Here is a 24,298-nt window from a genome sequence, read left to right on the forward strand (position 1 = left end):
ATTATATCATATCCGGCGGCCGAAAGCCGACCGCAGCAGGACATAATCGTGTCGTCTCCCGCATAAGGTGGATTATATAAACCTATCGAAGCAGGAGGGGTACTCTATGAAAACGTATGTCAATGCAGGACAGCTTCGTCTGGTAGGTAAAGGCTGGGAAATCCGCAACTATTTGAAAATGGCGCTGGACCGCGTCTCGCCCGATGTGCCGCTTGCGGTTTTTCTGGACGGGACGCAGACCGGAAGTGCAGCTACGGCTTATCCGGCCCCTCGTTCCGAAGGAGCCGGTACGCCGCTCCTGCCGCCGTACAAACGGCCGCAAAAAACGCCGGATCGTCCGGCAAGGCTCGCCCCATGGAAGTAATCGGCTGCCCGTATGCTTCCAGCGCGGCCGCTATGTGCTCCAAGGGTGGCGGCGCCTCCCACCGTAGCCGGTGACGCCGGGCGAGCCCACTCTGCCGGACCTGCTCGCGCAGCAGCGCGGTGTCCGCTTCGGCGGGCAGCAGCGGCAGTGGGAGGCAGGCCGGCGCGAGCGCGGCTTGGCCCAGCGCGACCGCCGTATGGCGGCTGAGCCCGCGATGCTGCGGCCGTGGGTCGGCGAAGCTGATGCGCGCCATCGCCACGGGCACGCCCCCGAGGGCATGCACCGCGCCCACAAGCTCGCCCGCCTCGATGCCGCTGAAGCCGTATAGCGTGCCGGTGCCTACGATGCCGGGGCCCATGCAGACGATGGCTATGTCGGCTTTCAGCACATGCCTCGCGGCGAGGAGCGCCGTGTATTTGTTGACGGCTTCGATATCGCCGCCGTAGGCGTGGCCGTACGTGACCGCACCAGCCAGCCAGCCGAGCTCCCTTAGCCGACGTACATGTCCGCTTATCGCCAGAGGCAGGGCACCCCCGTCGGTCATGATGTAAGCGATGCGCGGTACCGGCGCTCCCTTCTCACGCGCAAGCTCGCGGAGCCAGCAAACGGCAGCAGGCAGCATGCTGTGGAGCTCGCCAATGAGCACCGGCATCCCGCTGAGCGTACGCGAGTCGGCAAACAGAGCGTGATGCGGACTTGACGGCTCCTCCACCGAAAGCACGGCCCGCTGCAATGACGTGTAACGTAGCTTCATAATGTGCCCTTCCTGCGGTCCGGAGGACTGGAGCCTATCTGGCGTCTCCGGCTCCCGCGAGTTCGTACCTGCTGGAACTTCCGGGCGGTCGGTGGTCTCGTCCAACTTGCCAAGTCTCGCGTGGACAAAATGCACGCCTCCCGTACCGAGCCCCAAACGAACGGCGGTCGTATTCAGCAGCACCTCGTCCCCTGGCTGAAGCGGCGTCTCTACGGCAAGATCGTGCAGCGCAGCGGCCGTTTCTCCGTTTCCAAGCCGCACCCGGACCTCCTGCAAATCATGCGACGAGCAAGGTTCCCCCACCGTTTCCGTAACGACAGCCGTTTCCCAGTGGATCCTCATATTCCGTTTCCTCCCGTTTTCGCACAAAAAAATCGCCGCTTACCCAAAAGAGATAAGCAGCGATTAAACAACCTGTATGTTATTACTTTATGCCGGAAGGTCAAGCATTATGCCTTGGCAACTTCATTGACGATCGAGACGACCACTTCGGCCGTTTTGACAAGGTCCGAGATCGCGATCCGTTCTTTCGTCGTGTGAATGTCCAGATAGCCGATAGCCAGATTGACGGTCGGTACGCCCATACCGTTGAACATATTGGCGTCGCTGCCCCCGCCGGAATGGAAGGTGCGAGGTGTGCAGCCGACGTTCGTCAGCGCGCTCATCGCAAGCTTCACGACTGGAGCGGACTCGTCGTACATAAACGCCGGGTAGATGACTTCACTTTTGAAGTCTAGCTTCGCGCCCATTTCCTCCGCCGCTTCCTCGCACGCCTGACGCATTTTCTCGACCTGCTCGTACATTTTGGCCTGTGTGATGCTGCGCGCCTCGCCTTCGAGCGTTACGCGCTCGACGACGATGTTCGTCGCGCCTTCCACGCCGCCTTCGAAGCGTCCGATGTTCGCGGTCGTTTCTTTGTCGATGCGGCCGAGCGGCATGCGCGCAATCGCTTTGCTCGCCACGGTAATCGCGCTTACGCCCGCTTCCGGATTTACGCCCGCATGAGCCGAGCGGCCCCAGAACGTGATGTATACCTTCGCCTGCGTCGGAGCGGCTACAGCAATGTCTCCGATCGTGCCGTTCGAGTCCAGCGCGAAGCCGAGATCCGCATCGACCCATTTGGCTTCCATCGCGCGGGAGCCCTTCAAACCGGATTCCTCGCCCGCCGTAATAATAAACTGAATCTGCCCGTGCTCGATGTTCTTCTCTTTCAGGACGCGAATCGCTTCGAACATGGCGGCAAGGCCCGCTTTGTCGTCCGCCCCGAGAATCGTCGTTCCGTCGCTGCGGATGTAACCGTCTTCGCCGATTTGCGGCTTGATGCCTTTGCCCGGAGTAACCGTGTCCATATGCGAAGTGAAGAACAGCTTCGGCAGCGGCTTCGCGGATGTCGCCGGCAGCGTGCAGATGAGATTGCCCGAGCCGTGGCCGGTTTTCGCCGCGGAATCGTCCTCCTCCACCTTCAAGCCCAGCTCAGTGAATTTTGCCTTCAGCACGCGGCTGATTTCCTGCTCGTGCTTCGTTTCGCTGTCGATTTGAACCAACTCGATAAATTCGTCTACCAATCGCTTTTGCTGAATCATAGCTTTCCTCCATTAGGCCGCTTGGGTTATTATAGGGATAGTATTCCCTTGATAAGGAGCTGAAATCGTTGCGAAATAAATTGATTTTCAAAATCGTCGTTTACACGATGATCGTCTCGATGCTGTTATCCACGCTGTTGTTTACCGTAAGCAATTTCTTCTAGTTGGCCGGCGGGGGACGGGTTAGGGACAAGCCTCCCCCGGCTGCCGCCGACCTTTAGTACAGCTTCGTGTCCTGATTGTACGCTTCCAGGTTCTCTTTCACCCGCTGCAGGAAGCGTCCGCAGATGACCCCGTCCAAAATGCGGTGGTCCAAGGACAAGCACAGGTTGACCATCGAACGGACGGCAATCATGTCCTGAATGACGACCGGCTTTTTCACGATCGATTCGAAGGTCAGAATGGCGGCTTGCGGGTAGTTGATGATCGGATACGACAAAATTGATCCGAACGAGCCCGTATTGTTCACGGTAAACGTCCCGCCTTGCATATCGCTAAGCGTCAGCTTGCCGGCTCTTGCTTTCCGGGTTAAAGAATCGATCTCCCGGGCGAGGCCGGCAATATTCATTTGGTCGGCCTTCTGGATGACCGGAGTGACGACGAAATCCTCGGTACCTACGGCCAGCGCGAGGTTGATGTCCCGCTTGACGATAATTTTGTCAACCGCCCAGACCGAGTTCATGATCGGATAATCCTTGATCGCGCCGACGACCGCTTTGAGCAGGAAGGCCAGATACGTAATATTGATCCCTTCCTGTTTCATGAATTCGCCCTTCACTTTGTTCCGCAGCAGCACAAGGTTCGTCACGTCCACCTCGATCATCGTCCAGGCATGCGGAATTTCCGTCACGCTCTGACGCATGCGGCTGGCAATCGTATTGCGAATCGGCGTCACGTCGATCAAATACTCGCCCCGGCCATCAAGCGGCTGACCTTCCACTTCGATTTTCGGCAGCGGCGGGTTTTCCGACAAATGGATGCCGGTTGAACGTACCGGCCCCTTCGGCGGCACCGGGAGGAATACGCCGGCGGTCGCAGCTTCTGCAGTGGCTTCCGCATTGACGGCAGCCACCGTTTTTCCTTCTTCGACCGCTGCAGGCTTGCCGCTCGCGACGTAAGCTTCCACGTCTTTGCGCGTAATGCGGCCGCCAAGGCCCGTGCCCTTCACTTCCGACAGCGCGATCCCGTGTTCTGCGGCAAGCTTGAGCACCGCAGGCGAATAACGCCCGCTCATGCCCGCTTCAGCGCCGGCAGCTTGTGCTTCGCGACGGGCTTGTCCGCCTTGAGCGCGCTGCGGCTGAGAAACGGCTTCTGCGGCTTCCGCCGTACTGCCCGCTGCCTGATGCGGCTCCTCGATCAAACAAATCTCTTCTCCGACCGCAGCCGTATATCCTTCTTCCGCCAGCAGCTTGACCAGCCGGCCTTCGATCGGCGACGGCATCTCCACCGTCACCTTGTCCGTGATCAGCTCGCACAATACATCGTATTGTTCGATATAATCCCCAGGCTGCTTAAGCCATTTACCGATCGTTGCCGATACCAAACTCTCGGCCAGATGAGGAACCTTGACGCCGGTTCCTTTCGTCGCTTGATCGTTCATGTAACGGTCCTCCTAGAACAAAGCCAGCTTCCGCATGGCTTCCATGATCTTATCCGTATTGAGAAGGAAAAACTTCTCCATCGGCGGGTTCATTCCGACAGCGGGAACGTCCGGCGCGCAGAGCCGCATAATCGGCGCGTCCAGCTCGAACAGCAGCTCCTCGGCAATGATCGCGGACACTTCCGCCCCGACGCCTCCGGTCTTGTTATCCTCGTGGATGATCAGCACTTTGCCAGTTTTGGCTGCCGCTTTGAGAATCGCTTCCGTATCCAAAGGCTGCAGCGTTCTCAGATCGAGCACATGAGCCTGAATGCCTTCTTTGGCCAGCTCTTCCGCCGCACGCAGCGCATATTGCACGGTGATGCCGTACGTGATGACGGTGATGTCGGAGCCTTCCCGCTTCACGGCAGCTTCGCCGATCGGCACGATATAATCGTCCTCGGGCACTTCGCCCGTAACAGACAAATAGCATTTCTTATGCTCGAAGTACAGCACCGGATCCGGATTGCGTATCGCAGCTTTTAAAAGCCCTTTCGCATCGTACGGGTCCGAAGGGGCGACGATGACAAGCCCCGGCCTGCCGAAAAAGACGGATTCCGGACATTGGGAATGATATAGCGCGCCTCCACCGGTCGCCCCGTACGGAGCGCGAATCACGATGGGACAGCTCCAGTCGTTGTTCGAACGGTACCGGATGAGGGCCGCCTCGCTAATGATCTGGTTCGTCGCCGGAAAAATAAAGTCCGCGTACTGCATCTCCGCCACCGGCTTCATCCCGTACATAGCGGCGCCGATCGCTACGCCCGCAATCGCCGATTCGGCGAGCGGCGTATCCATGATCCGCTCTTCCCCGAACTGCTCCTTCAGCCCTTTCGTCGCATTCATGACGCCGCCCTTGCCGACGTCCTCACCCAGGACGAACACGTTCTCGTCCCGCTCCAGCTCTTCCTTCATTGCCGTGCGAATGGCTTCCAAATACGTAATGACCGCCACGAATTAGCCCTCCCTCTGTTCCGCGTACACATGCTTGAGCGTATCTTCCGGCTTCGGAAAAGGCGCATCGTCCGCGTAATTCGTCGCTTCAACCAATTCCTGCTTGATGGCCGCCGCAAGCTCGGCGTCCTGCGTTTCACTCCAGAGGCCGCAGTCGATCAAATACTGCTTGAACCGCGGCAATCCGTCCTTCGCGCGGTTCTCTTCGACTTCCTCCGGTGTGCGGTAGAGCAGGTCGTTGTCGGACGTCGAATGCGGAGAAATCCGGTACATGACCGCTTCGATCAAGGTCGGACCTTCACCGCGAAGGGCGCGCTCACGCGCTTCCTTCACGACACGGTACACTTCAAGCGCGTCCCGGCCATCTACCTTAACGCCCGGGAAGCCGTAGCCGTGGGCGCGCTCGGCGATGCTGCCGCCCACCTGCTTGTGCAGCGGGATGGAAATCGCGTACTGGTTATTTTCGCACATGAAAATAACCGGAAGCTTGTGAACGCCCGCAAAGTTGCAGCCTTCGTGGAAATCGCCCTGATTGCTCGATCCGTCGCCGAAGGTCGTGAACGCCACGAAGTTTTTCCGTTTCATCTTGGCAGCCAGCGCAAATCCGACCGCGTGAGGCACTTGAGTCGTTACCGGAGAAGAGCCGGTCACGATATTCAGCTTTTTATGGCTGAAATGGCCTGGCATTTGACGTCCGCCGCTGTTCGGGTCCTCCGCCTTGGCGAAGACGGACAACATCAATTCTTTTAACGTCATCCCGACCGAAAGCACGAAGCCGTAATCCCGGTAATACGGTAAAAAGTAGTCTTCCCCTCGCGAAAGCGCGAAAGCTGCGGCCACTTGCGCCGTTTCTTGGCCGATGCCGGACACGTGGAACGCAATTTTGCCCGAACGCTGCAGCAGGAAGCACCGCTCGTCAAACATGCGGGCTTTCAACATGTATGTATACATTTCCAGAGCCTGACCGTCCGTCAATCCGAGCTGCCGGTGTTTTGTCATTTGACCGATGGACATGGAGTTATAGACGCCTCCTTTTACAAAAGCAAGTGAGTTGTAGTTTTTAATACCTGGTGCTAATACCAGACACTATAACTATATTATAAACCGTTTGGTTTACGAATACAATTTTATTAGATAAAGAGGCGCTCTCCCGGCCTTCCGGCAGCAAATTACGTATTGATGGACCGTCCGTCCACAGCCAGCATTGCCTCACCCAACAGCTCGGAGAGGGTCGGATGCGGATGAATCGTTTGCCCGATTTCCCATGGAGTCGCATCAAGAAGCTGAGCTAACGCCGCTTCGGAAATATAATCGGTCACGTGCGGTCCGATCATATGGACGCCGAGCAAATCGTTCGTTTCTTTATCGGCCACCACTTTGATAAATCCGTCGGTCTCTCCGAGCACGATCGCCTTGCCCAGTGCCCGGAAATGAACCTTGGACACCTTGACATCGCTTCCCTGTTCCTTGGCTTCCCGTTCCGTCCAGCCGATGCTTGCCGTCTCCGGACGGGAATAGACGCACCGCGGCACTCGATGCGGCTCCACCTTGTGCGGCTGCAAGCCCCAGGCATGCTCGGCCGCAGTCAACCCTTCGTGGGCGGCTGCGTGCGCAAGCTGAAGTCCGCCGATGCAGTCCCCAACCGCATAAATGTGCAGCTCGGCCGTCTGCATCGAATCGTTGACACGGACGAAGCCGCCTTCAACCTTGACATCGGTATTTTCCAAACCGATGCCTTCAACGTTGGCTTGACGCCCTACGCACACAAGCGCGATTTCGGCAGACAGTTCGGCTTGTTCCTCGCGATGCTCCACATTCAGCGTCACGCCGCCCTCATGCTTGCGGACGGATTCCGTGAGCACCTTGGTGCCTGTACGCACGCTAACTCCGCGTTTTTTCAGCAGCCGCTCCAGCTCGCGCGATACGTCTTCATCCTCGCTCGGAAGCAGTCTGGGCGCAAATTCCACAACGGTCACCTGCACGCCAAAATCGCTTAGCAACGAAGCCCATTCGACGCCGATGACGCCGCCTCCGATGATGACCGCAGAAGCCGGAAGCTTCTCTAGACGAAGCGCCTCGTCGCTATTCAGGATCGTCACGCCGTCGGTTTCCAGACCCGGCAGGCTTCTCGGACGGGAGCCCGTCGCGATGACCACCTTCTCCGGCACCAGCGTCAAGATCTCGTCATCGCCTTGATCGACGGATACCGTACCGCTCCGCGGCGAAAAGATGGAAGGACCGATTAATCTGCCCTTCCCCTGGAATACGGTAATTTTATGTTTTTTCATCAAAAATTGCAGCCCGCTGTATAGTTGCTCGACCACCGCGTCTTTGCGGCTTGCGACTTTAGAAAAATCTAGGGTGACCGCCTCGGCTCCGATGCCGAATCTGTCGCTGTCTTTCATGAGGGCGAATACTTCCGCGCTTCGCAGCAGCGCCTTGCTTGGAATGCAGCCGCGGTGCAGACAAGTTCCTCCGAGCTTATCCTGCTCGACAATGGCCACGCTTTTTCCAAGCTGAGCGGCCCGAATGGCCGCCGTATAACCGCCGATGCCTCCGCCAAGAACAACCATATCAAAAGTATGCGTCATTCATGATTCCTCCTGAATCTCAAGATTCTCTTATTGTAACTCTATTCTGCGGCAGAAATATAGTCCAATTTGTGAAATGACATGAATTCTTGATAAATTTATGATAACGTAGAGATTGACGATTTTGAAGCAACAGAAGGAGCCAAGCATGATGGCCGTTATTTCTCGTTTCATCGCCATGCTGCTGCTGGTCGTGCCGGGACTCATGGCAACTTACGGATTTTTGGCAATGAAGGACGCCTGGTTCGCCCAATTCGATCCGGCGCTCGGCTTCCTTTGGTGGAAGTTTGCGCTGGGCCTGCTGCTGTTTGCCGCGGGAGTCGCTTTTATCGGGGGATGGATTTTTTTCCGGGACCGCAAACGCAATTATGTCGCACCGCGCTTTCGAAAGAAACGCAAAAAGGGATAGGCCAGCAATCGCAGCCTGTCCCTTTTTTTGTCGTTCAGCCTCGTCCGCGGCCGGCTTGATCCAACCAGCGGAGAAGCGCATAACGCTCGATGATGACGCTCAATGACCGCCGCCATGTAATCGCGTGCAAAACGGCGAGTGCCGTCAATACGGCGGCCTGCACCGTAACCGGTGTCAGCAACGCAAACCCGACGCCGAGCGCAAACCCCAGCACATTGGCTCCGGTATCGCCCAGCATAGCCTTGCCGCGCAGGTCCGCGCCTGCGAACACTCCCGCTCCGATCGTAAGCGGAACCAGCAATCGCCATACGTTCCAACCGGCTTCCGTTCCGCTCTCCTTCCAAGAAGCAAGCCATACGAGCAGAAGCAGCGAAACAAAAAAGCCCTTCAATGCTCGTCCGGGCCGGACGTCAAGCAAATTTACCGCATTGGTGGCGAGCAGAATAAGCAGCAGCTTGAAAGGCAAAAACCACAGCGTACGGCTATCTGCCATTATGGTTGCTCCCGTCACGCTGCAAAGCTGTTCCGCATCCGACAGCAGGATAAGCATTCCGGCCACTAACGTCGTTCCCGCTTTGACGATCCCGGTCGTTATCCTCCGCTGCTCGATCCAGGTCTTCCAATGGTTGCGCAGCCCTTTGACCTCCCGCTCCCCGAGCAGATCGTCAAGCAGTCCCGCAAAACCGACCAACGTGACCGCCAGCATCCATCGGTCCGCATCGGGCCAGGAGGAAGGCACTACGCACATCCCATACAGATACCACAGCAGAAGCAACAGCCACAGAAGCACGCCTCCGGCCGTCGGAACAAGACGTTCCCGGTAATTCGTTTCCGAGAGCCCGTGCTCCTGTAGAAAACGAATCGTTCCCGGCAGCAAAACGGCTCCTGCCGCGATCAGCAAGCCCGATGGAACCGCCCATCCCCACAGCCAACCGGCTACGTTCAGCATGCCGGTTTCCGCCAGCACTGCCACAGAGTAAGCCCGACCTCGCAGAGCTGCTTGCCGCGATGGAGCCATCCCTGCCAGGTCCGCCCGGTTTCCCGGTGCCGGAAAGGAACTTCCAGTTCGACGATCCGAAAACCGAGCTTGACGGCATCGACCATCATGCCGACCTCGGCGCCGAATCCTTGGTATTTCCTTTCGCAGCGCTGCAGCACTTCGCTTCGCATGGCCCGCTGGCCGGATAACGGAGCCCCCGAGTCGTAGCCGCTAAGCAGACGGACGCCGCGGCCGGCCAAGCCTCTGACCAGCCCGAAGCCACCCGGGATGCTTGCTGGCGGAAGCTTCGCTACGGTCAAATCTGCCTCCCCTCGCAGCACTGGCTCAAGAAGCAGAGGGAATTTTTCGGCGGTACTGCCGAGATCGGCGTCCAGAAACACGACAATCTCCCCGGACGCCGCTTGCCAGCCCGCGAACATCGCCGCTCCTTTGCCCGAATTCACGGGAAAACGCAACACGACGTCAGCCCAGGCGCAAGCAACGTCTCCCGTACCGTCGCGGCTTCCGTCATCCACCACGATGAGCTGCATATCGAATGAAAATTCCGCTGACGCGTGCGCCTTCGAGACCGCTTCCAGCGTCGAAGCCAGCAGCCGGGACTCGTTCCACGCAGGAATAATGACGGATATAAGCGGAACCATTGGCGTTCTCTCCCTTCTCTCAATGCAAAAAACGGACAAATGATAACCACGCTGCCCCCGGGCTTGCCGACTTACGTCGTTCGGTTGCAGGGTATAAGCGGCTGATCCCCCGTGCATCGACAAGTCTGCTCCCGATCTTCATCCGCACCAGCCATGTGCTGCCCATGCCTTTACGTCCTTTTTCCATAAAATCCTGCATATGGCTGTGCAGCCCAACGGTGACAATCTGCTCGCAGCCTTGTTCGTAAGCCAACAGGAGCGCCGCATCCTCGCTCGTCCCTCCCGTCGGCAGCGAAGCCGCCGCAAGCCCGAGCCGCCGAAGGCGTTCCATCCCCGGAGCCGCTCCGTTCCGATAGCTATGTACGATCAGTTCGGCCCCGCTGAATAAAGCAAGATCCGATACGCTGTCCATATCCCCTATAATGATGTCGGGATTGTACCCCTCTTCGAGGATGGCATCAGCTCCTCCGTCCACACCAATCAGCACGGGACGGACTTTCCGTATGTAACGTTTCAGAGCGGCAAAATCTTCCCGGTACCCGCTTCCCCGCACCACGACCAGCGCATGCCTTCCAGGCAGCTCAGTCCGCAGCGAAACGTGCGGAAACGGTTCGAGCAGTTGCTCCTTTTCCTCGGCCGCGTATTTCAGCGTATTCTCAATAAACCTGGCGAGCTGCTTCGGCTCCGAAGCTTGTGCGGCCCGGTATCCGGTGAGCCAGCTTTGCCGGGTAAACCGGCGGCAAGGCACCCATGACGTTCCTATATCGATCCCGTGGTCGGTGACGGTAACGGTCCGGGAGGTCTGCAGTAGCTCAAAAGCGTCCGGAGACGTCTCCACAAGCGGCGTACCGGCCTCCAGAAGCTCCAAAACCGCCCGGGAGGCAATCGTCCCGGTCATCGTCCGGCCCGTGTTCACGACGGCGGATACCCGGGCCTTGAGCAGGCCGCGTACGGCCAGCTCGTCCAAATCATCGTGCGCCAGCACGGCGATTTGCCCTGGTCCCAATCGTTGAAGCAGCCGCTTAGTGCTTCGGTCGCTTTCCGTTATGCCAGTGACGGGCAAAAGTCCCATTTTCGATCTCCATCTCATAGCTTCATCCCCAATCACGTCAAGGAATCCAGTGCCTGCTCCACTCTCGTTACCCCTTGAGACATCGCATGTCCACTGGCCACCGCCGACGCTACGGCCGTCGCCTCGAGAATTTCTTGCCGGGATGCTCCTTTCGCCAGCGCTTCTTGCACGTGATACAGCGTGCATACCTCGTTATTGGCAAACAAGCCGATGCCCAGGGCAATCAACTGCTTTTGCTTTTCATCCAGTGCTCCGGGGGCAAAACAAGCGGCTGTAAAATGGTGGTATGCTTCCACCATCGTCGGCATAAGCTCTTTCATGTGGCCGACACCGACCTTATAAGAGTCGACTTTTTGCAAGCTGTCCGCTTGATGCATCGCGGCGCCTCCTTCCGATTTTCCTTGGTTTAGCTTCCCCTCGTTCCAAAGGCATATGCAAAAAGAACGACTATCGTGCCCAAAAAAAATCAAAAATTAACAAAAACACTTACAATATTCTACAAAAATCGATTTTATCGTATGGTATAATTAGTTCTATCCTAGGGTAAGGAGTAGATTCAATGCAAAAAACATGTCAGAAAATTGTTCGTGTTCAGGATGGTCTGATTACGGAAATTTATGATGGCTTGGTTTACCGAGACTTCAGTGACAATGAAAGCGCATTGAAGGAATTGCTGATGGACGATATCGGTCTGGATTTTGATTCCGTACTCCATACTTACGAGCAGCTCATTTACGAGTTAGCATGCTCCAGTTCGGAACTCCGTTCCTCCATCATGAAGCGTCTGCCCGAAGGCTGGCTGGATTGGGCACACGATTTGTATTCCGACAATAACGCCGAAAATAAGGCCATGCTGCCCATCACGCAGTCGATCCTATAATTGCCTGACGTCAGCCGCATACTTGGATAAGCGCGTTCCATACTAAGCTTGAACTCACTTAGGCGGAGGTGCTTCTTGAAATGGTTGACAATCTCGAAAGCAATTATGACTGCTCCAATGCAGGCGGCGATCTTCAAGAGCTGCAGCAGCAGCTGGCCGGGATGCAAACTACCGAGCTGGACGAACAATCCCAGCAAACGGTCAACCGTCTGGAGAACCAGATCCGGTTCATCAAGAACAAATGCGACATTCGTCCTTAATCTGAGCTTTTGAAGAGAAAAGCCAGCCCTTCGGATATCGTCCACGGCTGGCTTGTTTGCATTTGAGGGAGGGAAAACGACTGTGTACCGCTGTGTTTTTAGTCTTCGCGAAGCAGTCCGATGTCGCTCAAACTATGAATGACATGGAAGTTCAATAGTTGATAGGCTGTCATCGCGTTTAGTTTTTCATGCAAATCGTAAATCGCAACATCGCCGCGTGCAGTTTCGCCCAGCTTGATCGATACGTTGCATTCCACATAAACACGTTCAACTTGAGTGCGAGCAGCCATCGTATAGTTGACGATACCATTGGAAATAAAGTAGGCATGGTTCTTATCGAGCGTCACAAAAGCGTCAACGATTTCAAAGTTACCGTTGCCCGAATCAATAACGAGCTTGATTCTTTTTAACACGGCATGCAGCCCCTTTCGTTTGAAATTTTCGGGGGAATTTCGGAGGATAATCGCTAAGGATTCGTGGGAGATCTGCGAAAAGGAATAACCCCTTAAACGTATAAGCGTATTATATGTATATCGGTTTAAACGTTATTGCGTATATTGTCAATGCTTTATTTACGTTAATTTTTGGATAAGTTATAATAGCTCTATAGGTGGGTGATTAACAGTTGCGCAGAGTTCGCTTAAGATTAAAAGAAATTATGGAACAACGAGGACTAACCCAGATACAGCTTTCGGAATTATCGGGGGTTAGACAATCTGCAATAAGCGAGATGTCTCGTAATATTCGCGAACAAATAAGTCTCATTCATCTTGCGAAATTAGCAGATGCTCTTAACATTGATGACATTAACGAGTTTCTAGTAATAGAAAACGATGGCAGCCGATCGGACTAATGCACCGAAAAGCTGCCATCTTTTGTTTATGTGACATTCATTTATCGTTTTGACGAATTACGCTATTTCAAGCCGAATTGTGCTTTTGTCACAAGTTTGCCGTCTTGGAATGCAAAATTAGCGTTTGCTCCGGGTGAACCTTCGCCTTTATACATATAGCCGACGGTATGAGACTTCTCGCCTTTCGTTCCGACTTCAGCTACCAATTCACCCGGACCGCCGATAATCTTGGAAACTTCCTCGTAGGTCTGCCCATTTTCGATCTTATCGAATTCCTCTTTCGTAATGGTTGCTTGCTTCCTTGGCAGGTGCCGCTCCGCAACCACTAATCACAACAATCATAAGCGCCGCGGTAAAAGTCAGTAGATGTTTCACGCCATGACCCCTTTCCAGTATATACCGTAATTCTACACTGGGAATGTGAGACGCACTAGAGAATATTTGTTCGCATATAGACAGAACTCCATGAAAAGAAAACGCCGAGCCCGTTAGGACCCGACGTAGGAACGCTCACTTATTTCACGAAACTTTATGCTCAATCCGCAGCTTGTCCGCCACCATCGCAATAAACTCAGAGTTCGTCGGCTTCGCTTTGCTGATATTGATCGTATAGCCGAACAAATGCGAGATGCTGTCGATATTGCCTCGCGTCCAAGCGACTTCGATTGCATGGCGGATCGCCCGTTCGACGCGACTTGGCGTAGTTTTGTACTTTTCGGCAATCGCCGGATACAACGTCTTCGTAATCGCTCCCAGAATTTCGATGTTGTTATATACCATCGTGATCGCTTCACGTAAATATTGGTAGCCTTTGATATGAGCAGGCACGCCGATTTCGTGAATGATGGTCGTGATGTTGGCATCCAGATTTTTGCCTTTCGGCAATTGAACGACGTTCGCTTTCTGCGACGACGAAGAGGACACAGGTACGGCTGGGCTTGTGCCGATCAACTGCCGAATCCGGTTCGTCAAAATTTCCATATCGAACGGTTTCAAAATGTAATACGAGGCGCCGAGCTGGACAGCTTTTTGGGTAATGTTTTCTTGACCGAAAGCAGTGAGCATGATGATTTTCGGCTGCGGATTCAAATCCATTTCCCGCAGCTTCTCGAGCACGCCAAGACCGTCCAGATGAGGCATAATAATGTCCAAAATCAATACGTCCGGCACCCGCGGGCCTTGCTCGATTAGACGAAGCACATCATTTCCATTGTAAGCAACGCCGGTCACTTGCATATCGGCCTGATCATCGATGAATTCGGAAAGAAGATTTGTAAACTCTCGGTTGTCGTCTGCTAAAAGAACTTCAATGGTTTGCAACGGTAAGCGCCTCCTTCATTTGCGGCAATCGCTTTAGCATTATTTACCTGTAATACAATTTCGACATGCACTTTAAAATTCCTTCTGTCGAATATTATTTTTCTGGATTTTTTCTGATTTTTATTTTATAATTAATAATTTACTTCACCGTTATACATCATTCGACAAAGAACGATTAAATGCTACATATCGTATCTGATATCTTGCAATAATAAAACGTCCGCCCACAAACGATTCGAAACGGAGCAACGTTTTACGTACTTCGAACAAAAAAAACCGAAGACCATTAACTGGCCTTCAGTTCCGTTGTTTCCGTATTGGAAGGACGAAGCATAATACCTGCATCCTGCAGCATCCATTCGATAAAGCATCCGTAGCCGCTCGTCGGGTCATTGACGAAGACGTGAGTCACCGCTCCGATCACTTTTCCGTTTTGGATAATCGGACTTCCGCTCATGCCTTGTACGATGCCTCCGGTCTTGTCCAACAAGCGGGAGTCGGTAATTTTGATTACCATCCCTTTCGTAGCCGGATATTCCTGCTTCGCCACATGAACGACCTCGATATCAAATTTCTCGACCTTCTGACCGTTGACCACGGTATAAATCTGCGCAGGACCTTCCTTGACCTCTTCCGCAAAGGCGACGGGCAGTGCCTTGTCGCTGTAGCTGTGTCCTGGCGTATCAAACATTTTACCGAAAATGCCGAACTGCGTATTTTTCTCGATATTACCAATGGCTCTGCTTTCCTTGGAAAACTGGGCTCGCTTCTCCCCCGGCTCGCCGTTCTGGCTCTTCGATATCGAAGTGACGTTCGAATGCACGATCTCACCGTTGCCTACCATGATCGGCACTTGGGTATCCATATCCGTAATGACGTGGCCCAGCGCTCCGTATACGCGTTGATCGGGGGCATAAAAGGTCAGCGTTCCGACCCCGGCGGCCGAATCGCGAATATACAGCCCGAGCCTGTACGACTTGTCCACGATATCGTACGCAGGAGTAATCGGAATGTCGAGCGTTTCGTTTCCACGGCGGATCGTCAACATAATCGGTTTCTTGTCCTCGCCAGCCGATTTAACGAGATCCGCTACCCGGCTTACGTCGCTTACGGTTTTGCCGTTCATTTTGACGATGAGATCGCCGAGCTGGACCTTGGCCTCTTCGCCGGGCGATGATTTGCGGTCATCCGCGATCGCCACCAAATGATGCCCGACGATCATAATTCCAGCGGACTTCAGCTTCACACCGATCGTCTGGCCGCCGGGAATTACTTTCAGATCAGGGACGACATTGACTTTCACCGTCTTAAAAGGAATTTTACCGAATAGCTTCAGCTTCATTTCAGCTTGTCCGGCTTGATAAGATTCAAGTGCAATAGGATGATGAAGATCCACTTGGAATGAGTGCCTTGCCGAGCCGTTGACTTTGAGCACTTCCGGATGGTTGACCGTCACTTGCGCGCTGACCGGCATCGCCAGCTTTAACTGGGTTTGCTGTCCGGTGAAAAGCCGGAGCTCCTCGGGGAATGAGGCAAAACTGCGGAAAGGGGTGGTGAGGCTACCCAAACAAACGAAGAGGACGAGCAGTAATCCAATCAATCTTTTTCTATGGTTGGAACCCAATTCGCTCACGCTCCCTTGCTTCCTTTGCTTTGCGGCACGCGGCTTGCGACTTCCGGCTTCAAAGCTGGCTGCACCGCCGTTTGTGTACCTTTAAGGTAACCCCCGCCCTTTTCTTTTATAACTCCAAAATGCTCCCTTGGCTAGCTCATTTTCGCTTTCATGTTATCGGCAAGCGCGATCATTTCCTGCGCGTGCTGGAGCGTTTTGTCGGTCACTTCAACGCCTCCCAGCATCCGGGCCAGCTCGTGAATGCGTTCCTCCGTACTCAAGTCGTCAATATTTGTATAAGTGCGGTCTCCATCCGTCGTTTTATGAATGCGGTAATGCACGTCCGCCATGCAGGCGACCTGCGGCAGATGCGTAATGGAGAAGATTTGGCAGCTCCGGGACAGCCTGGACATTTTCTCGGCTATCGCCTGTGCGGCGCGCCCGCTTACCCCGGTATCCACTTCGTCGAAGACCATTACCGGAATGCTGTCCACCCGGGCAAAAATCGATTTAAGCGCCAGCATCACGCGGGAAATTTCTCCGCCGGAGGCGATTTTGCTGAGTGCGCGCATCGGTTCTCCAGGGTTGGCCGAAATGAGAAACTCGACTTGATCGGCGCCTTCGCGCGTCAGCTTCTTCTCCCCATTCACGGCAAAATGGACCCGGAATTGCGTCCGCTCCATCTGCAGCTCGCGGAGCTCCGCCACGATTTCCGCCGCGAGCTTGTCCGCTACGATCATACGCTGCTCGGTCAGAACCGAAGCCAGCCGTTGGACCTGTTCGAGGGCGGCCGCTTCCTCTTTTTGCAGCTGCTGAAGCTTTTCGTCCTTGTTCTCGATCAGGTCCAGTTCCTTTTCAATCTTTTCAACATATGCAAGGATATCCGAAACGGATTCTCCATATTTTCTGCGAAGCGACGATATCGTATCCAGCCTTTGCTCGATGAAATCAAGCCTCGAAGGGTTGAACTCCACTTCGTCGCGATAATCGCGAACTTGATACGCCGCATCTTCCAACTGGTAGAACGCACCTTGCACCTGCTCCAGCAGCGGCTGAAGCTTGGCGGGATCGAGTGCGGCGATATCCTGAAGTTTCTGGACGGCGCGGCCGAGGGCATCCAGTCCCTTGCTTCCCCCATACAATAGATCGTAAGCGTCGGAGGCGTTCTGGAACAGCCGTTCCGCATTGACCAGCTTTCGTTTCTCATCGGCCAGCGCCTCGTCTTCTCCCGCTTTCAGCTTGGCCGAACGGATCTCCTCCACCTGAAACCGGTACAAATCCATCATTTGTAGCGCTTGTTTGCTCGTTTCCTGTAGCTCCTTAAGCTGCTTGCGGATTCCCTGGTATCCATCGTAAGCTTCCTGATAAGCAAGCTTGGCGGGCAAAATCTGCGGCTCGCCGAACATGTCGAGCCACCGGATATGCTCCTCTACCCGAAACAATGATTGATGCTCGTGCTGTCCGTGAATATTGACCAGATAATCGCCGATTTCCCTAAGCACGGCGCGGTTGACCAACTGTCCGTTCACACGGCTGGTGCTTTTGCCTTGAGCCGTAATTTCTCTGCGAATAATAAGATGCTCCTCCGGGTCGGCTTCTATTCCCACACCGGACAAAATGTTCCAAACGGGATGATCCTTTCCGATCTGATACAGCGCTTCGATCGACGCTTTATCGCTTCCGTAGCGGACCAGATCCGAAGAGCTTCGGCCCCCGGCAATCAGACCGAGCGCGTCGATGATGATCGATTTGCCCGCCCCCGTTTCCCCCGTCAAGACGTGGAATCCGGTTTTGCAATGCAATTCAACATGTTCGATAACCGCCAGATGGCGAATGGATAGTTCCAGCAGCATAAGCTACACCTCTCTGACATTAACTGAGCATTCCCAAGACTTGATTAACGATATGTGAGCTGTGATCCTTGGTTCGGCAAATGATCAGAATCGTGTCGTCGCCGCTGATCGTTCCCATAATCTCGTTCCATTCCAGACTGTCAATGAGCGCCGCAATCGCATTGGCCGTCCCCGGCAAGCTTTTGAGCACCACCAAATTCTCCGTATGGTCAATATGCACAAAATGATCGTTGAGCGCCCGCCGCAAACGCTGCAGCGGATTGTAGCGCTGATCGGCCGGCATGGAATATTTATACCTTCCGTCGTCTAATGGCGCTTTGATCAGATGCATTTCTTTGATGTCTCTGGAAATGGTCGCCTGCGTGACATGGAAGCCCGCTTTGCGAAGCTGCTCGACGAGCTCGTCCTGCGTTTCGATTTCGTTGTTGGTGATGATTTCTCGTATTCTAACATGTCGTTGGCCCTTCATGGCTTCCTCCCTGGTTATGGGGTCTCGGTATCGTCGTCATCTTCGGCTTGCAGTTCGAACACATAGCAGTCCACCGTTTGTTCAGGCACATTTACGTATAATACTCCTGCCGTTTTCGGGTATAGCAGTTGATACACGAGCAGATGGTCGCGGACGCCGCTTCCGGTCCTCTCCATCGGTTTACGCTCTTTTGCAGTTTTGACGATGTAATACCGGCCGTTCTTCTCCGCCGTGTAATCGACGAACAGCCGGCTTTGAAGCGTTTCGCTGCGGTTGACTTTGATGTGTACAGGAATGCGTTTCTTACCGCTAAGGACCGAGTAACCGTGCGCCTCGAGAAGCTCCGTCGCTTCATCCTCCGGCACCTCCGCGTCGGCGAGAAATTCGAACGGAGGCTCGTCCTCCACGGCTTCCTTCAGCTTGCTCCGGGCGTAAAAATACACCCATGCCCCCAGTGCCAGCGCCACCAAAAACACGATCAAGCCGTCCCCGCTTTGCATGGAATCACCTCGAAGGAATATTCGAGAAACCGTATCCAAATTCCTGTGTAAAGGCAAAAAAACTCATCCGTCAAGATGAGCTCTGCATGCTTTGCGACTCTTGGGTGACCTCTCGGATCAACCGGTCCAGTTCGGGACCGGACAACCCGGGCTCGTCCGTATGGAGAAGATGTACTAAAAATTCAATGTTGCCCTCGCCGCCCTTGATCGGAGAGTAAGTCAATCCTCGAATCGCGTAACCAATATCCTGGGCAAACCGGAGGATGTCTTCCAGCACCTCTTGATGGACCCGGGGGTCACGGACGACGCCGGATTTGCCTACTTTCTCCCGGCCCGCCTCGAATTGCGGCTTAATCAAGGCAACGACTTGCCCTTGCGGTGCAAGCAGGTGCTTCAGCGGCGGCAAAATAAGTTTTAAAGAAATGAAGGAAACGTCGATCGAGGCAAATGCCGGTTCCGGTCCCTGCAAGTCGCCCGGCTGCATGTAGCGAAAATTGGTCCGCTCCATCACGCTGACTCTGGGGTCCTTGCGCAGCGACCAATCCAGCTGGTTGTAACCGACATCAACCGCATAGACGTGAACCGCCCCGTTCTGCAGCGCGCAATCGGTAAATCCGCCGGTCGAGGCGCCAATGTCCAGCATCGTAACGCCACTCAGGTCGATACCGAACACGTTGAGCGCCTTCTCCAGCTTCAGCCCGCCGCGGCTGACGTAAGGATGCACCGCACCCTTGACAATCAGCCGGGACGTGCGGGCAATCTTCGTTCCGGCCTTGTCGACCGGAACGTCGTCCACCAACACCAATCCGGCCATAATGGCCGCCTTGGCCTTTTCTCTTGTTTCATAATAACCCTGCTCGACGAGCAGGACATCGAGTCGTTCTTTTTCCGCTTTGTCCGCAGCCATGAATTGCTCCTACCTCATATTGTTAGGCCCGCTGCCGTCTGCGCGGAACGAGCGCCTGCAGTTCCGATACGAGCCGCTCGGCTGTGAATCCGACCTCTTTACGCTGTTCCTTGACGGAGCCGTGCTCGACGAAATAATCCGGCACGCCGATAATTTTGATTCGCAGGCCGTATACATTGTGCTGCGAGTAATGCTCCAGCACGCCGCTGCCGAAGCCACCGAGCTCCGCCCCTTCCTCCAGGGTCAGGATCGGGATGTCTTCTTTCGCGAGCTGGAGAAGCATCGCCTCGTCCATCGGCTTGATAAACCGCGCGTTGATGACGCGAACTTGCACGCCTTCCTTGCTCATCGCCTCGGCTGCTTCCAGAGCAAGCGGAATCATCGGGCCGACGGCCAGAATCGCCGCATCGCTTCCCGGACGAAGTACTTCCCAGGTGCCGATCGGAATCGGCTGGAGCGTCTCGTCCATCGGCACCCCGAGTCCGCTTTCCCGCGGATAACGGTAAGCAATCGGGCCTTCGTTATACTCAAAAGCCGTCTTCATCATATGCCGCAGCTCGTTCTCGTCCTTCGGCATCATCAGCACCATATTCGGGATACTGCGCAAGTACGCCATATCGTATACCCCTTGATGCGTCTCGCCGTCCGGACCGACAAAGCCCGCACGATCGATGGCGAATACAACGTTCAGGTTAGCGCGGCAAATATCGTGTACGACCTGATCATAAGCCCGCTGCAGGAACGTCGAGTAAACGGCGAATACGGGCTTCAACCCTTCCTCGGCCAGACCGGCGGAAAATGTAGCGGCATGCTGCTCCGCAATCCCTACGTCAAACATCCGGCCGGGAAATTCCTTGGCAAAGCCGAGCAGACCCGAACCGCCGGGCATTGCCGGGGTAATCGCCACAATTCGCTCGTCCTGCTTTGCCAGTTCAATTAGCGTGCTTCCGAACACTTCCGTATACATCGGAGGGCCGACCGTCTTCAGGACTTGACCGGATTCGATTTTGTACGGGCTGATGCCGTGCCATTTATGGGAATCCGCCTCGGCCGGCGAATAGCCCTTGCCTTTGGTTGTGATCACATGCACAAGGACAGGCCCGTTTACTTTATCCGCTTGCTTCATGGTTTCAAGCAGCAGCGGCAAGTTGTGGCCGTCCACAGGCCCCAGATACGTCAGGCCGAGCTCCTCGAACCAAACGCCGGGGACAACCAAATATTTGAACGAATCCTTCACCCGTTCCGCCGTCTTCGCCAACGTGCCTCCGATGGCCGGAATCTTTTTGATCAGGTGCTCGAATTCTTCCTTGGCCTTCACATAGTGCCGGTCCGAACGGATGCGCGCCAAATAATGGCTGAGCGCTCCGACGTTCGGGGCGATGGACATTTCGTTATCGTTCAGAATGACCATCAGCTTCCGCTTCTCGTGGCCGATGTGGTTCAGAGCCTCCAGAGCCATACCGCCGGTAAGCGCTCCGTCACCGATCATGGCAACGATCCGGTTCTTCTCGCCCTTCAAATCGCGGGCGGCAGCCATCCCCATCGCTGCGGACAGCGAAGTGCTGCTGTGGCCGGCCTCCCAGACGTCATGCTCGCTTTCGGAACGTTTCACGAAGCCGCACAGGCCTTTATATTTGCGCAATGTATCGAACTTGTCTTTTCGACCGGTCAGAATCTTGTGAACATACGACTGGTGACCGACATCGAAAATAAATTTATCCTTCGGACTGTCGAACAAATAGTGCATAGCAATCGTTAACTCGACAACGCCAAGGTTGGGCGCGAGGTGACCGCCGGTGACCGAAAGCTTCTCGACAAGGAAATGTCTCGTTTCCGCAGCCACTTGCTCCAGCTGTTCCACAGTCAGACGTTTCAAGTCCTCAGGCTGATGAATGTGATCGAGCAGCACGCTTGTTCCCTCGCTTTCCATAGTTGGAGTATGCCTAACGAATGGCAGGTAAGAGTCGGTAACGATCTGCTTCATTGCATAGGCTATGTAATGTGTTTGAATACGATGCCATTATAGCACAGGACCGTCACGCGCTCAAACGGGACCGGTGCGAAAGCAGCCGCACTACGGGCGGCAGAACCGGTCCAAGCGCTAATGGTCGCGCTTCATTAAATAATCCGCAAGCTCCAGCAACCGCTCCGGGCAAGGGAAATCCGCCGCCAAAATCGCTTGCTTCGCCTCGCGCGTCAACTCCCCGGCCTTCGCAATCGACGCTTCAATCCCGATAAAATAAGGGTAGGTCACTTTCTGCTGTTTAACGTCGCTCTGTACAGGTTTGCCGAGCTTGCTTTCGTCCCCGATCAGATCGAGCACGTCGTCCTGGATTTGAAACGCCAGTCCGATGGATGTGCCGAACCGCTCCAATGCGGCAAGCTGGGCTTCCGTCGCTCCTGCGATTCGGCCGCCGGCTTTCAAGGAGAATACGATCAAGTCGCTCGTCTTGTGCAGATGGATGTACTCCAGCTCTTCCAGCTTCGTGACTCCCTGCTCTCCCAGCATGTCCGCCGCTTGACCGCCGACCATGCCGGGGGCTCCGGAAAGCCGGGATAGCTCTTCGACGATGTCGATCACACGATCGGCCGGAATGTTATGCTTCCTTGCAGATTGAACGACCGAATAGAACGCATGCGTCAGCAAGGCGTCCCCGGCCAAAATCGCCATGGCTTCGCCGTAAACCTTATGATTCGTCGGTTTACCCCGGCGAAAATCGTCGTTGTCCATAGCGGGAAGATCGTCATGAATAAGCGAATACGTGTGGATCATCTCCACGGCCAACGCTGCGGGAACGGCCGCTTCCGGGCTACCGCCCAGCGCTTCCGCCGCTGCCAGCACCAGAATCGGCCGTAGCCGCTTGCCGCCGGCCATCAAGGAGTACATCATCGATTCGCGAAGCGGGGCGGGAATCGCCCACGACGACGGAATCGACTGCTGCATCTCCCGCTCTATGAGCGAAGCCATATCTCGAATGTATTCTCGGATGCCGGATGACTCGTTCATCGGTTATCCCCTTTATCGGTTTCCTGCGGCTGAAACGGCTTTTTTGTCAGACCGCCTTCTTCTTCCAGCAAAATTTCGATTTTGCGTTCCACCTGCTCCAGCTTCTGCCCGCACAATTGAGACAGCTTCATGCCCTCTTGAAACAGCTCTATCGCCTTCTCCAGAGGAATATCGCCGCTTTCGAGCTGTGCCACAATGCGCTCAAGCTGGTCCATCGCCTGCTCGAAGCTAGGCGTCGCTTCCTGATTTGACATCGCTTTTCTCCTCCGTCTTCTCCTCCATAGACCAAACATGACAATCGATCCGTCCGTCCATCAGGCGCAGCTTCAAAACATCCCCAATTTGCACCTGCTGAATCGATTTCACGAGCTGTTTCTCTTTCTCGTCGTATACGAGGCCGTACCCCCGCTGCATGATCTTGAGCGGGCTGAGCGCATCCAGCTGGCGCATGGACGATACGAGCTCCTGCTGCTTTCGTCTCAGCACCGCCTGCATCGTCTGGCGAAGCAAACGGGCGGACGAGTCCAGCCGCTTCCGGGAGTACACGACCTGCTCCTTCGGATTAAACGAAGCGAGCTGCCGGTCGGCCTTCATCAGCCGCTCGTGACTTTTCGTCAAGCGGCTGCGCATTTTGTAGCCGAGCTGCTCGCGCATGCGGTCGAGACGTTCCGCGGGCTGCAAAAGCAGCTGCCTGCGGGGATTCGTAAGGTATGGCGACCGTTGGAGCCGCTTCAGTCGCTCTTTGCTCCGCTCCAACTGCTGGGTCAGTCCGCCGTACAATTGCTGGCGCAAGTAGCCGATCTGCTGCTTCAGCTCCTGATGATGCGGAACGGCCAGCTCGGCAGCTGCCGTCGGCGTCGGAGCGCGCAGGTCGGCGACGAAATCCGCGATCGTGAAATCCGTTTCATGGCCGACGGCCGAAATGATCGGCAGACTCGAAGCGAAGATCGCCCGGGCCACCGCCTCTTCGTTGAAGGCCCACAGCTCCTCAAGCGATCCGCCGCCGCGGCCGACGATCAGCACATCGACTTCGTTCCTCGCGTTCATCTCCTCGATCGCTCTCACAATCGAAGGAGCCGCCTGCTTCCCCTGCACAAGCGCCGGATACAGCAGGATGGGCACGGTCGGATGACGGCGCTGCAGCGTGATGATAATATCCCGAACCGCCGCGCCCGTCGGCGACGTAATGACCCCGATCGCGCGCGGAAAGCGCGGAATCGGCTTCTTTATCGCCGGAGCGAACAGACCTTCGGACTCCAGCTTTTTCTTCAACTGTTCGAATGCCAGATACAAGCTTCCGATGCCATCCGGCTGCATTTGCGTGACATAGAATTGATACTGCCCGTCCCGTTCGTACACCGAGATGTTCCCGCAGGCGATCACCTTCGTCCCTTCTCGGGGAAGGAACGGAAGCCGTTGGTTGTAGGAGGCGAACATAATACTTTTTAACCGGCTGTCCGCATCTTTTAACGTAAAATACATATGTCCGCTGGAATGATGGGTAAAATTTGAAATTTCACCCCGCACCCAAACGTCCTGCAGCCGGTCGGTGCCCTCAAGCAGCATTTTAATGTATCGATTCAGCTCTTTGATCGATAAAATTTGTTTTTCTTTCATAACTACGCCCGTT

The 24,298-nt window shown here is 55.0% G+C and carries 28 protein-coding genes; 6 read left to right on the top strand and 22 right to left on the bottom strand.

Annotated features, from left to right (window positions below):
• Positions 1-106 precede the first annotated feature (106 nt).
• Positions 107-364, top strand: coding sequence for a Z-ring formation inhibitor MciZ (gene mciZ / locus QMG93_RS16755; protein ID WP_281938360.1), 258 nt, complete (start codon positions 107-109; stop codon positions 362-364).
• On the opposite strand, the gene QMG93_RS16760 is transcribed toward mciZ, so the two are convergent.
• Both QMG93_RS16760 and QMG93_RS16765 read right to left on the bottom strand, forming a co-directional pair.
• A complete protein-coding gene (locus tag QMG93_RS16760; protein WP_281938361.1) occupies positions 252-1,460 on the bottom strand; it encodes a DUF3866 family protein in 1,209 nt (402 codons plus the stop codon). The two genes, mciZ and QMG93_RS16760, sit on opposite strands and share 113 nt — an antisense overlap.
• A 107-nt stretch (positions 1,461-1,567) precedes the next feature.
• The gene (locus QMG93_RS16765; RefSeq protein WP_281938363.1) at positions 1,568-2,701 is read right to left on the bottom strand and encodes a M20/M25/M40 family metallo-hydrolase; all 1,134 of its coding nucleotides are present in this window, start codon (positions 2,699-2,701) and stop codon (positions 1,568-1,570) included.
• Positions 2,702-2,769: 68 nt separating this feature from the next.
• On the opposite strand from QMG93_RS16765, the gene prli42 reads away from it, so the two are divergent.
• On the top strand, positions 2,770-2,865 hold the full coding sequence (gene prli42, locus QMG93_RS16770; protein WP_157261672.1) for a stressosome-associated protein Prli42: 96 nt from the start codon (positions 2,770-2,772) through the stop codon (positions 2,863-2,865).
• Between the two features lie 53 nt (positions 2,866-2,918).
• On the opposite strand, the gene QMG93_RS16775 is transcribed toward prli42, so the two are convergent.
• The 4 genes from QMG93_RS16775 to lpdA form a co-directional block, all read right to left on the bottom strand.
• Positions 2,919-4,301, bottom strand: a complete 1,383-nt coding sequence (locus QMG93_RS16775) for a dihydrolipoamide acetyltransferase family protein (protein ID WP_281938367.1) — start codon at positions 4,299-4,301, stop codon at positions 2,919-2,921.
• Between the two features lie 12 nt (positions 4,302-4,313).
• Positions 4,314-5,294 (bottom strand): alpha-ketoacid dehydrogenase subunit beta, encoded by a 981-nt coding sequence (locus tag QMG93_RS16780; protein ID WP_054974899.1) that lies wholly within the window; start codon positions 5,292-5,294, stop codon positions 4,314-4,316.
• A 3-nt stretch (positions 5,295-5,297) separates the two neighbouring features.
• Positions 5,298-6,308 carry a thiamine pyrophosphate-dependent dehydrogenase E1 component subunit alpha gene (locus QMG93_RS16785; RefSeq protein ID WP_281938370.1) on the bottom strand — a complete coding sequence of 337 codons (1,011 nt, stop codon included), beginning with the start codon at positions 6,306-6,308 and terminating at the stop codon, positions 5,298-5,300.
• Between the two features lie 155 nt (positions 6,309-6,463).
• Positions 6,464-7,885, bottom strand: coding sequence for a dihydrolipoyl dehydrogenase (gene lpdA, locus QMG93_RS16790; protein ID WP_281938372.1), 1,422 nt, complete (start codon positions 7,883-7,885; stop codon positions 6,464-6,466).
• Between the two features lie 148 nt (positions 7,886-8,033).
• Here lpdA and QMG93_RS16795 point away from each other — a divergent pair, with 148 nt between their 5' ends.
• On the top strand, positions 8,034-8,294 hold the full coding sequence (locus QMG93_RS16795) for a DUF2627 domain-containing protein (RefSeq protein WP_029191794.1): 261 nt from the start codon (positions 8,034-8,036) through the stop codon (positions 8,292-8,294).
• A gap of 34 nt (positions 8,295-8,328) precedes the next feature.
• Here QMG93_RS16795 and QMG93_RS16800 read toward each other — a convergent pair whose 3' ends face one another.
• Genes QMG93_RS16800 through QMG93_RS16815 form a run of 4 tightly spaced genes read right to left on the bottom strand, consistent with a single transcriptional unit; the run spans position 8,329 to position 11,384 of the window.
• Positions 8,329-9,267, bottom strand: coding sequence for a hypothetical protein (locus QMG93_RS16800; protein ID WP_281938374.1), 939 nt, complete (start codon positions 9,265-9,267; stop codon positions 8,329-8,331).
• The gene (locus tag QMG93_RS16805) at positions 9,237-9,935 is read right to left on the bottom strand and encodes a glycosyltransferase family 2 protein (RefSeq protein WP_281938376.1); all 699 of its coding nucleotides are present in this window, start codon (positions 9,933-9,935) and stop codon (positions 9,237-9,239) included. The genes QMG93_RS16800 and QMG93_RS16805 overlap by 31 nt, the downstream gene beginning before the upstream one ends.
• 19 nt (positions 9,936-9,954) lie before the next feature.
• Positions 9,955-11,025 carry a putative cytokinetic ring protein SteA gene (steA, locus tag QMG93_RS16810; protein WP_281938378.1) on the bottom strand — a complete coding sequence of 357 codons (1,071 nt, stop codon included), beginning with the start codon at positions 11,023-11,025 and terminating at the stop codon, positions 9,955-9,957.
• Between the two features lie 14 nt (positions 11,026-11,039).
• Positions 11,040-11,384 (bottom strand): carboxymuconolactone decarboxylase family protein, encoded by a 345-nt coding sequence (locus QMG93_RS16815; protein ID WP_253409380.1) that lies wholly within the window; start codon positions 11,382-11,384, stop codon positions 11,040-11,042.
• A 182-nt stretch (positions 11,385-11,566) separates the two neighbouring features.
• Between QMG93_RS16815 and QMG93_RS16820 the strand changes: the two genes are divergently transcribed.
• Both QMG93_RS16820 and QMG93_RS16825 read left to right on the top strand, forming a co-directional pair.
• Positions 11,567-11,887 carry a hypothetical protein gene (locus tag QMG93_RS16820; RefSeq protein WP_163855623.1) on the top strand — a complete coding sequence of 107 codons (321 nt, stop codon included), beginning with the start codon at positions 11,567-11,569 and terminating at the stop codon, positions 11,885-11,887.
• 80 nt (positions 11,888-11,967) lie between these two features.
• Positions 11,968-12,147: a DUF2524 domain-containing protein gene (locus tag QMG93_RS16825; protein WP_090665633.1), complete on the top strand. Its 180-nt coding sequence runs from the start codon at positions 11,968-11,970 to the stop codon at positions 12,145-12,147.
• A 98-nt stretch (positions 12,148-12,245) separates the two neighbouring features.
• Here QMG93_RS16825 and QMG93_RS16830 read toward each other — a convergent pair whose 3' ends face one another.
• Entirely contained in the window at positions 12,246-12,560 is a 315-nt protein-coding gene (locus tag QMG93_RS16830; RefSeq protein WP_281938385.1) for a hypothetical protein, read from the bottom strand.
• Between the two features lie 212 nt (positions 12,561-12,772).
• On the opposite strand from QMG93_RS16830, the gene QMG93_RS16835 reads away from it, so the two are divergent.
• On the top strand, positions 12,773-13,000 hold the full coding sequence (locus QMG93_RS16835) for a helix-turn-helix domain-containing protein (protein WP_281938387.1): 228 nt from the start codon (positions 12,773-12,775) through the stop codon (positions 12,998-13,000).
• Between the two features lie 62 nt (positions 13,001-13,062).
• On the opposite strand, the gene QMG93_RS16840 is transcribed toward QMG93_RS16835, so the two are convergent.
• The 11 genes from QMG93_RS16840 to xseA form a co-directional block, all read right to left on the bottom strand.
• Positions 13,063-13,326, bottom strand: a complete 264-nt coding sequence (locus tag QMG93_RS16840) for a DUF3862 domain-containing protein (protein ID WP_281938389.1) — start codon at positions 13,324-13,326, stop codon at positions 13,063-13,065.
• A gap of 193 nt (positions 13,327-13,519) precedes the next feature.
• Positions 13,520-14,320, bottom strand: a complete 801-nt coding sequence (gene spo0A / locus QMG93_RS16845; RefSeq protein WP_010499100.1) for a sporulation transcription factor Spo0A — start codon at positions 14,318-14,320, stop codon at positions 13,520-13,522.
• A 286-nt stretch (positions 14,321-14,606) separates the two neighbouring features.
• The gene (gene spoIVB / locus QMG93_RS16850; protein WP_281938546.1) at positions 14,607-15,944 is read right to left on the bottom strand and encodes a SpoIVB peptidase; all 1,338 of its coding nucleotides are present in this window, start codon (positions 15,942-15,944) and stop codon (positions 14,607-14,609) included.
• Between the two features lie 140 nt (positions 15,945-16,084).
• Positions 16,085-17,785 carry a DNA repair protein RecN gene (gene recN / locus QMG93_RS16855; protein ID WP_281938392.1) on the bottom strand — a complete coding sequence of 567 codons (1,701 nt, stop codon included), beginning with the start codon at positions 17,783-17,785 and terminating at the stop codon, positions 16,085-16,087.
• A 19-nt stretch (positions 17,786-17,804) separates the two neighbouring features.
• Positions 17,805-18,254, bottom strand: a complete 450-nt coding sequence (gene ahrC / locus QMG93_RS16860; RefSeq protein WP_281938394.1) for a transcriptional regulator AhrC/ArgR — start codon at positions 18,252-18,254, stop codon at positions 17,805-17,807.
• Positions 18,255-18,268: 14 nt separating this feature from the next.
• Positions 18,269-18,754: a hypothetical protein gene (locus tag QMG93_RS16865; RefSeq protein WP_281938396.1), complete on the bottom strand. Its 486-nt coding sequence runs from the start codon at positions 18,752-18,754 to the stop codon at positions 18,269-18,271.
• 70 nt (positions 18,755-18,824) lie between these two features.
• On the bottom strand, positions 18,825-19,661 hold the full coding sequence (locus QMG93_RS16870; RefSeq protein ID WP_281938398.1) for a TlyA family RNA methyltransferase: 837 nt from the start codon (positions 19,659-19,661) through the stop codon (positions 18,825-18,827).
• Between the two features lie 22 nt (positions 19,662-19,683).
• Positions 19,684-21,591, bottom strand: coding sequence for a 1-deoxy-D-xylulose-5-phosphate synthase (gene dxs, locus QMG93_RS16875; RefSeq protein ID WP_281938400.1), 1,908 nt, complete (start codon positions 21,589-21,591; stop codon positions 19,684-19,686).
• 171 nt (positions 21,592-21,762) lie between these two features.
• Positions 21,763-22,668, bottom strand: coding sequence for a polyprenyl synthetase family protein (locus QMG93_RS16880; protein ID WP_281938402.1), 906 nt, complete (start codon positions 22,666-22,668; stop codon positions 21,763-21,765).
• On the bottom strand, positions 22,665-22,922 hold the full coding sequence (gene xseB, locus QMG93_RS16885) for an exodeoxyribonuclease VII small subunit (RefSeq protein WP_010499089.1): 258 nt from the start codon (positions 22,920-22,922) through the stop codon (positions 22,665-22,667). Before xseB ends, QMG93_RS16880 begins: the two co-directional genes overlap by 4 nt.
• Positions 22,897-24,285, bottom strand: coding sequence for an exodeoxyribonuclease VII large subunit (gene xseA / locus QMG93_RS16890; protein ID WP_281938405.1), 1,389 nt, complete (start codon positions 24,283-24,285; stop codon positions 22,897-22,899). The genes xseB and xseA overlap by 26 nt, the downstream gene beginning before the upstream one ends.
• Positions 24,286-24,298 lie beyond the last annotated feature (13 nt).

Source organism: Paenibacillus tyrphae (assembly GCF_027925525.1).
Lineage (GTDB): Bacteria > Bacillota > Bacilli > Paenibacillales > NBRC-103111 > Paenibacillus_G > Paenibacillus_G tyrfis_B.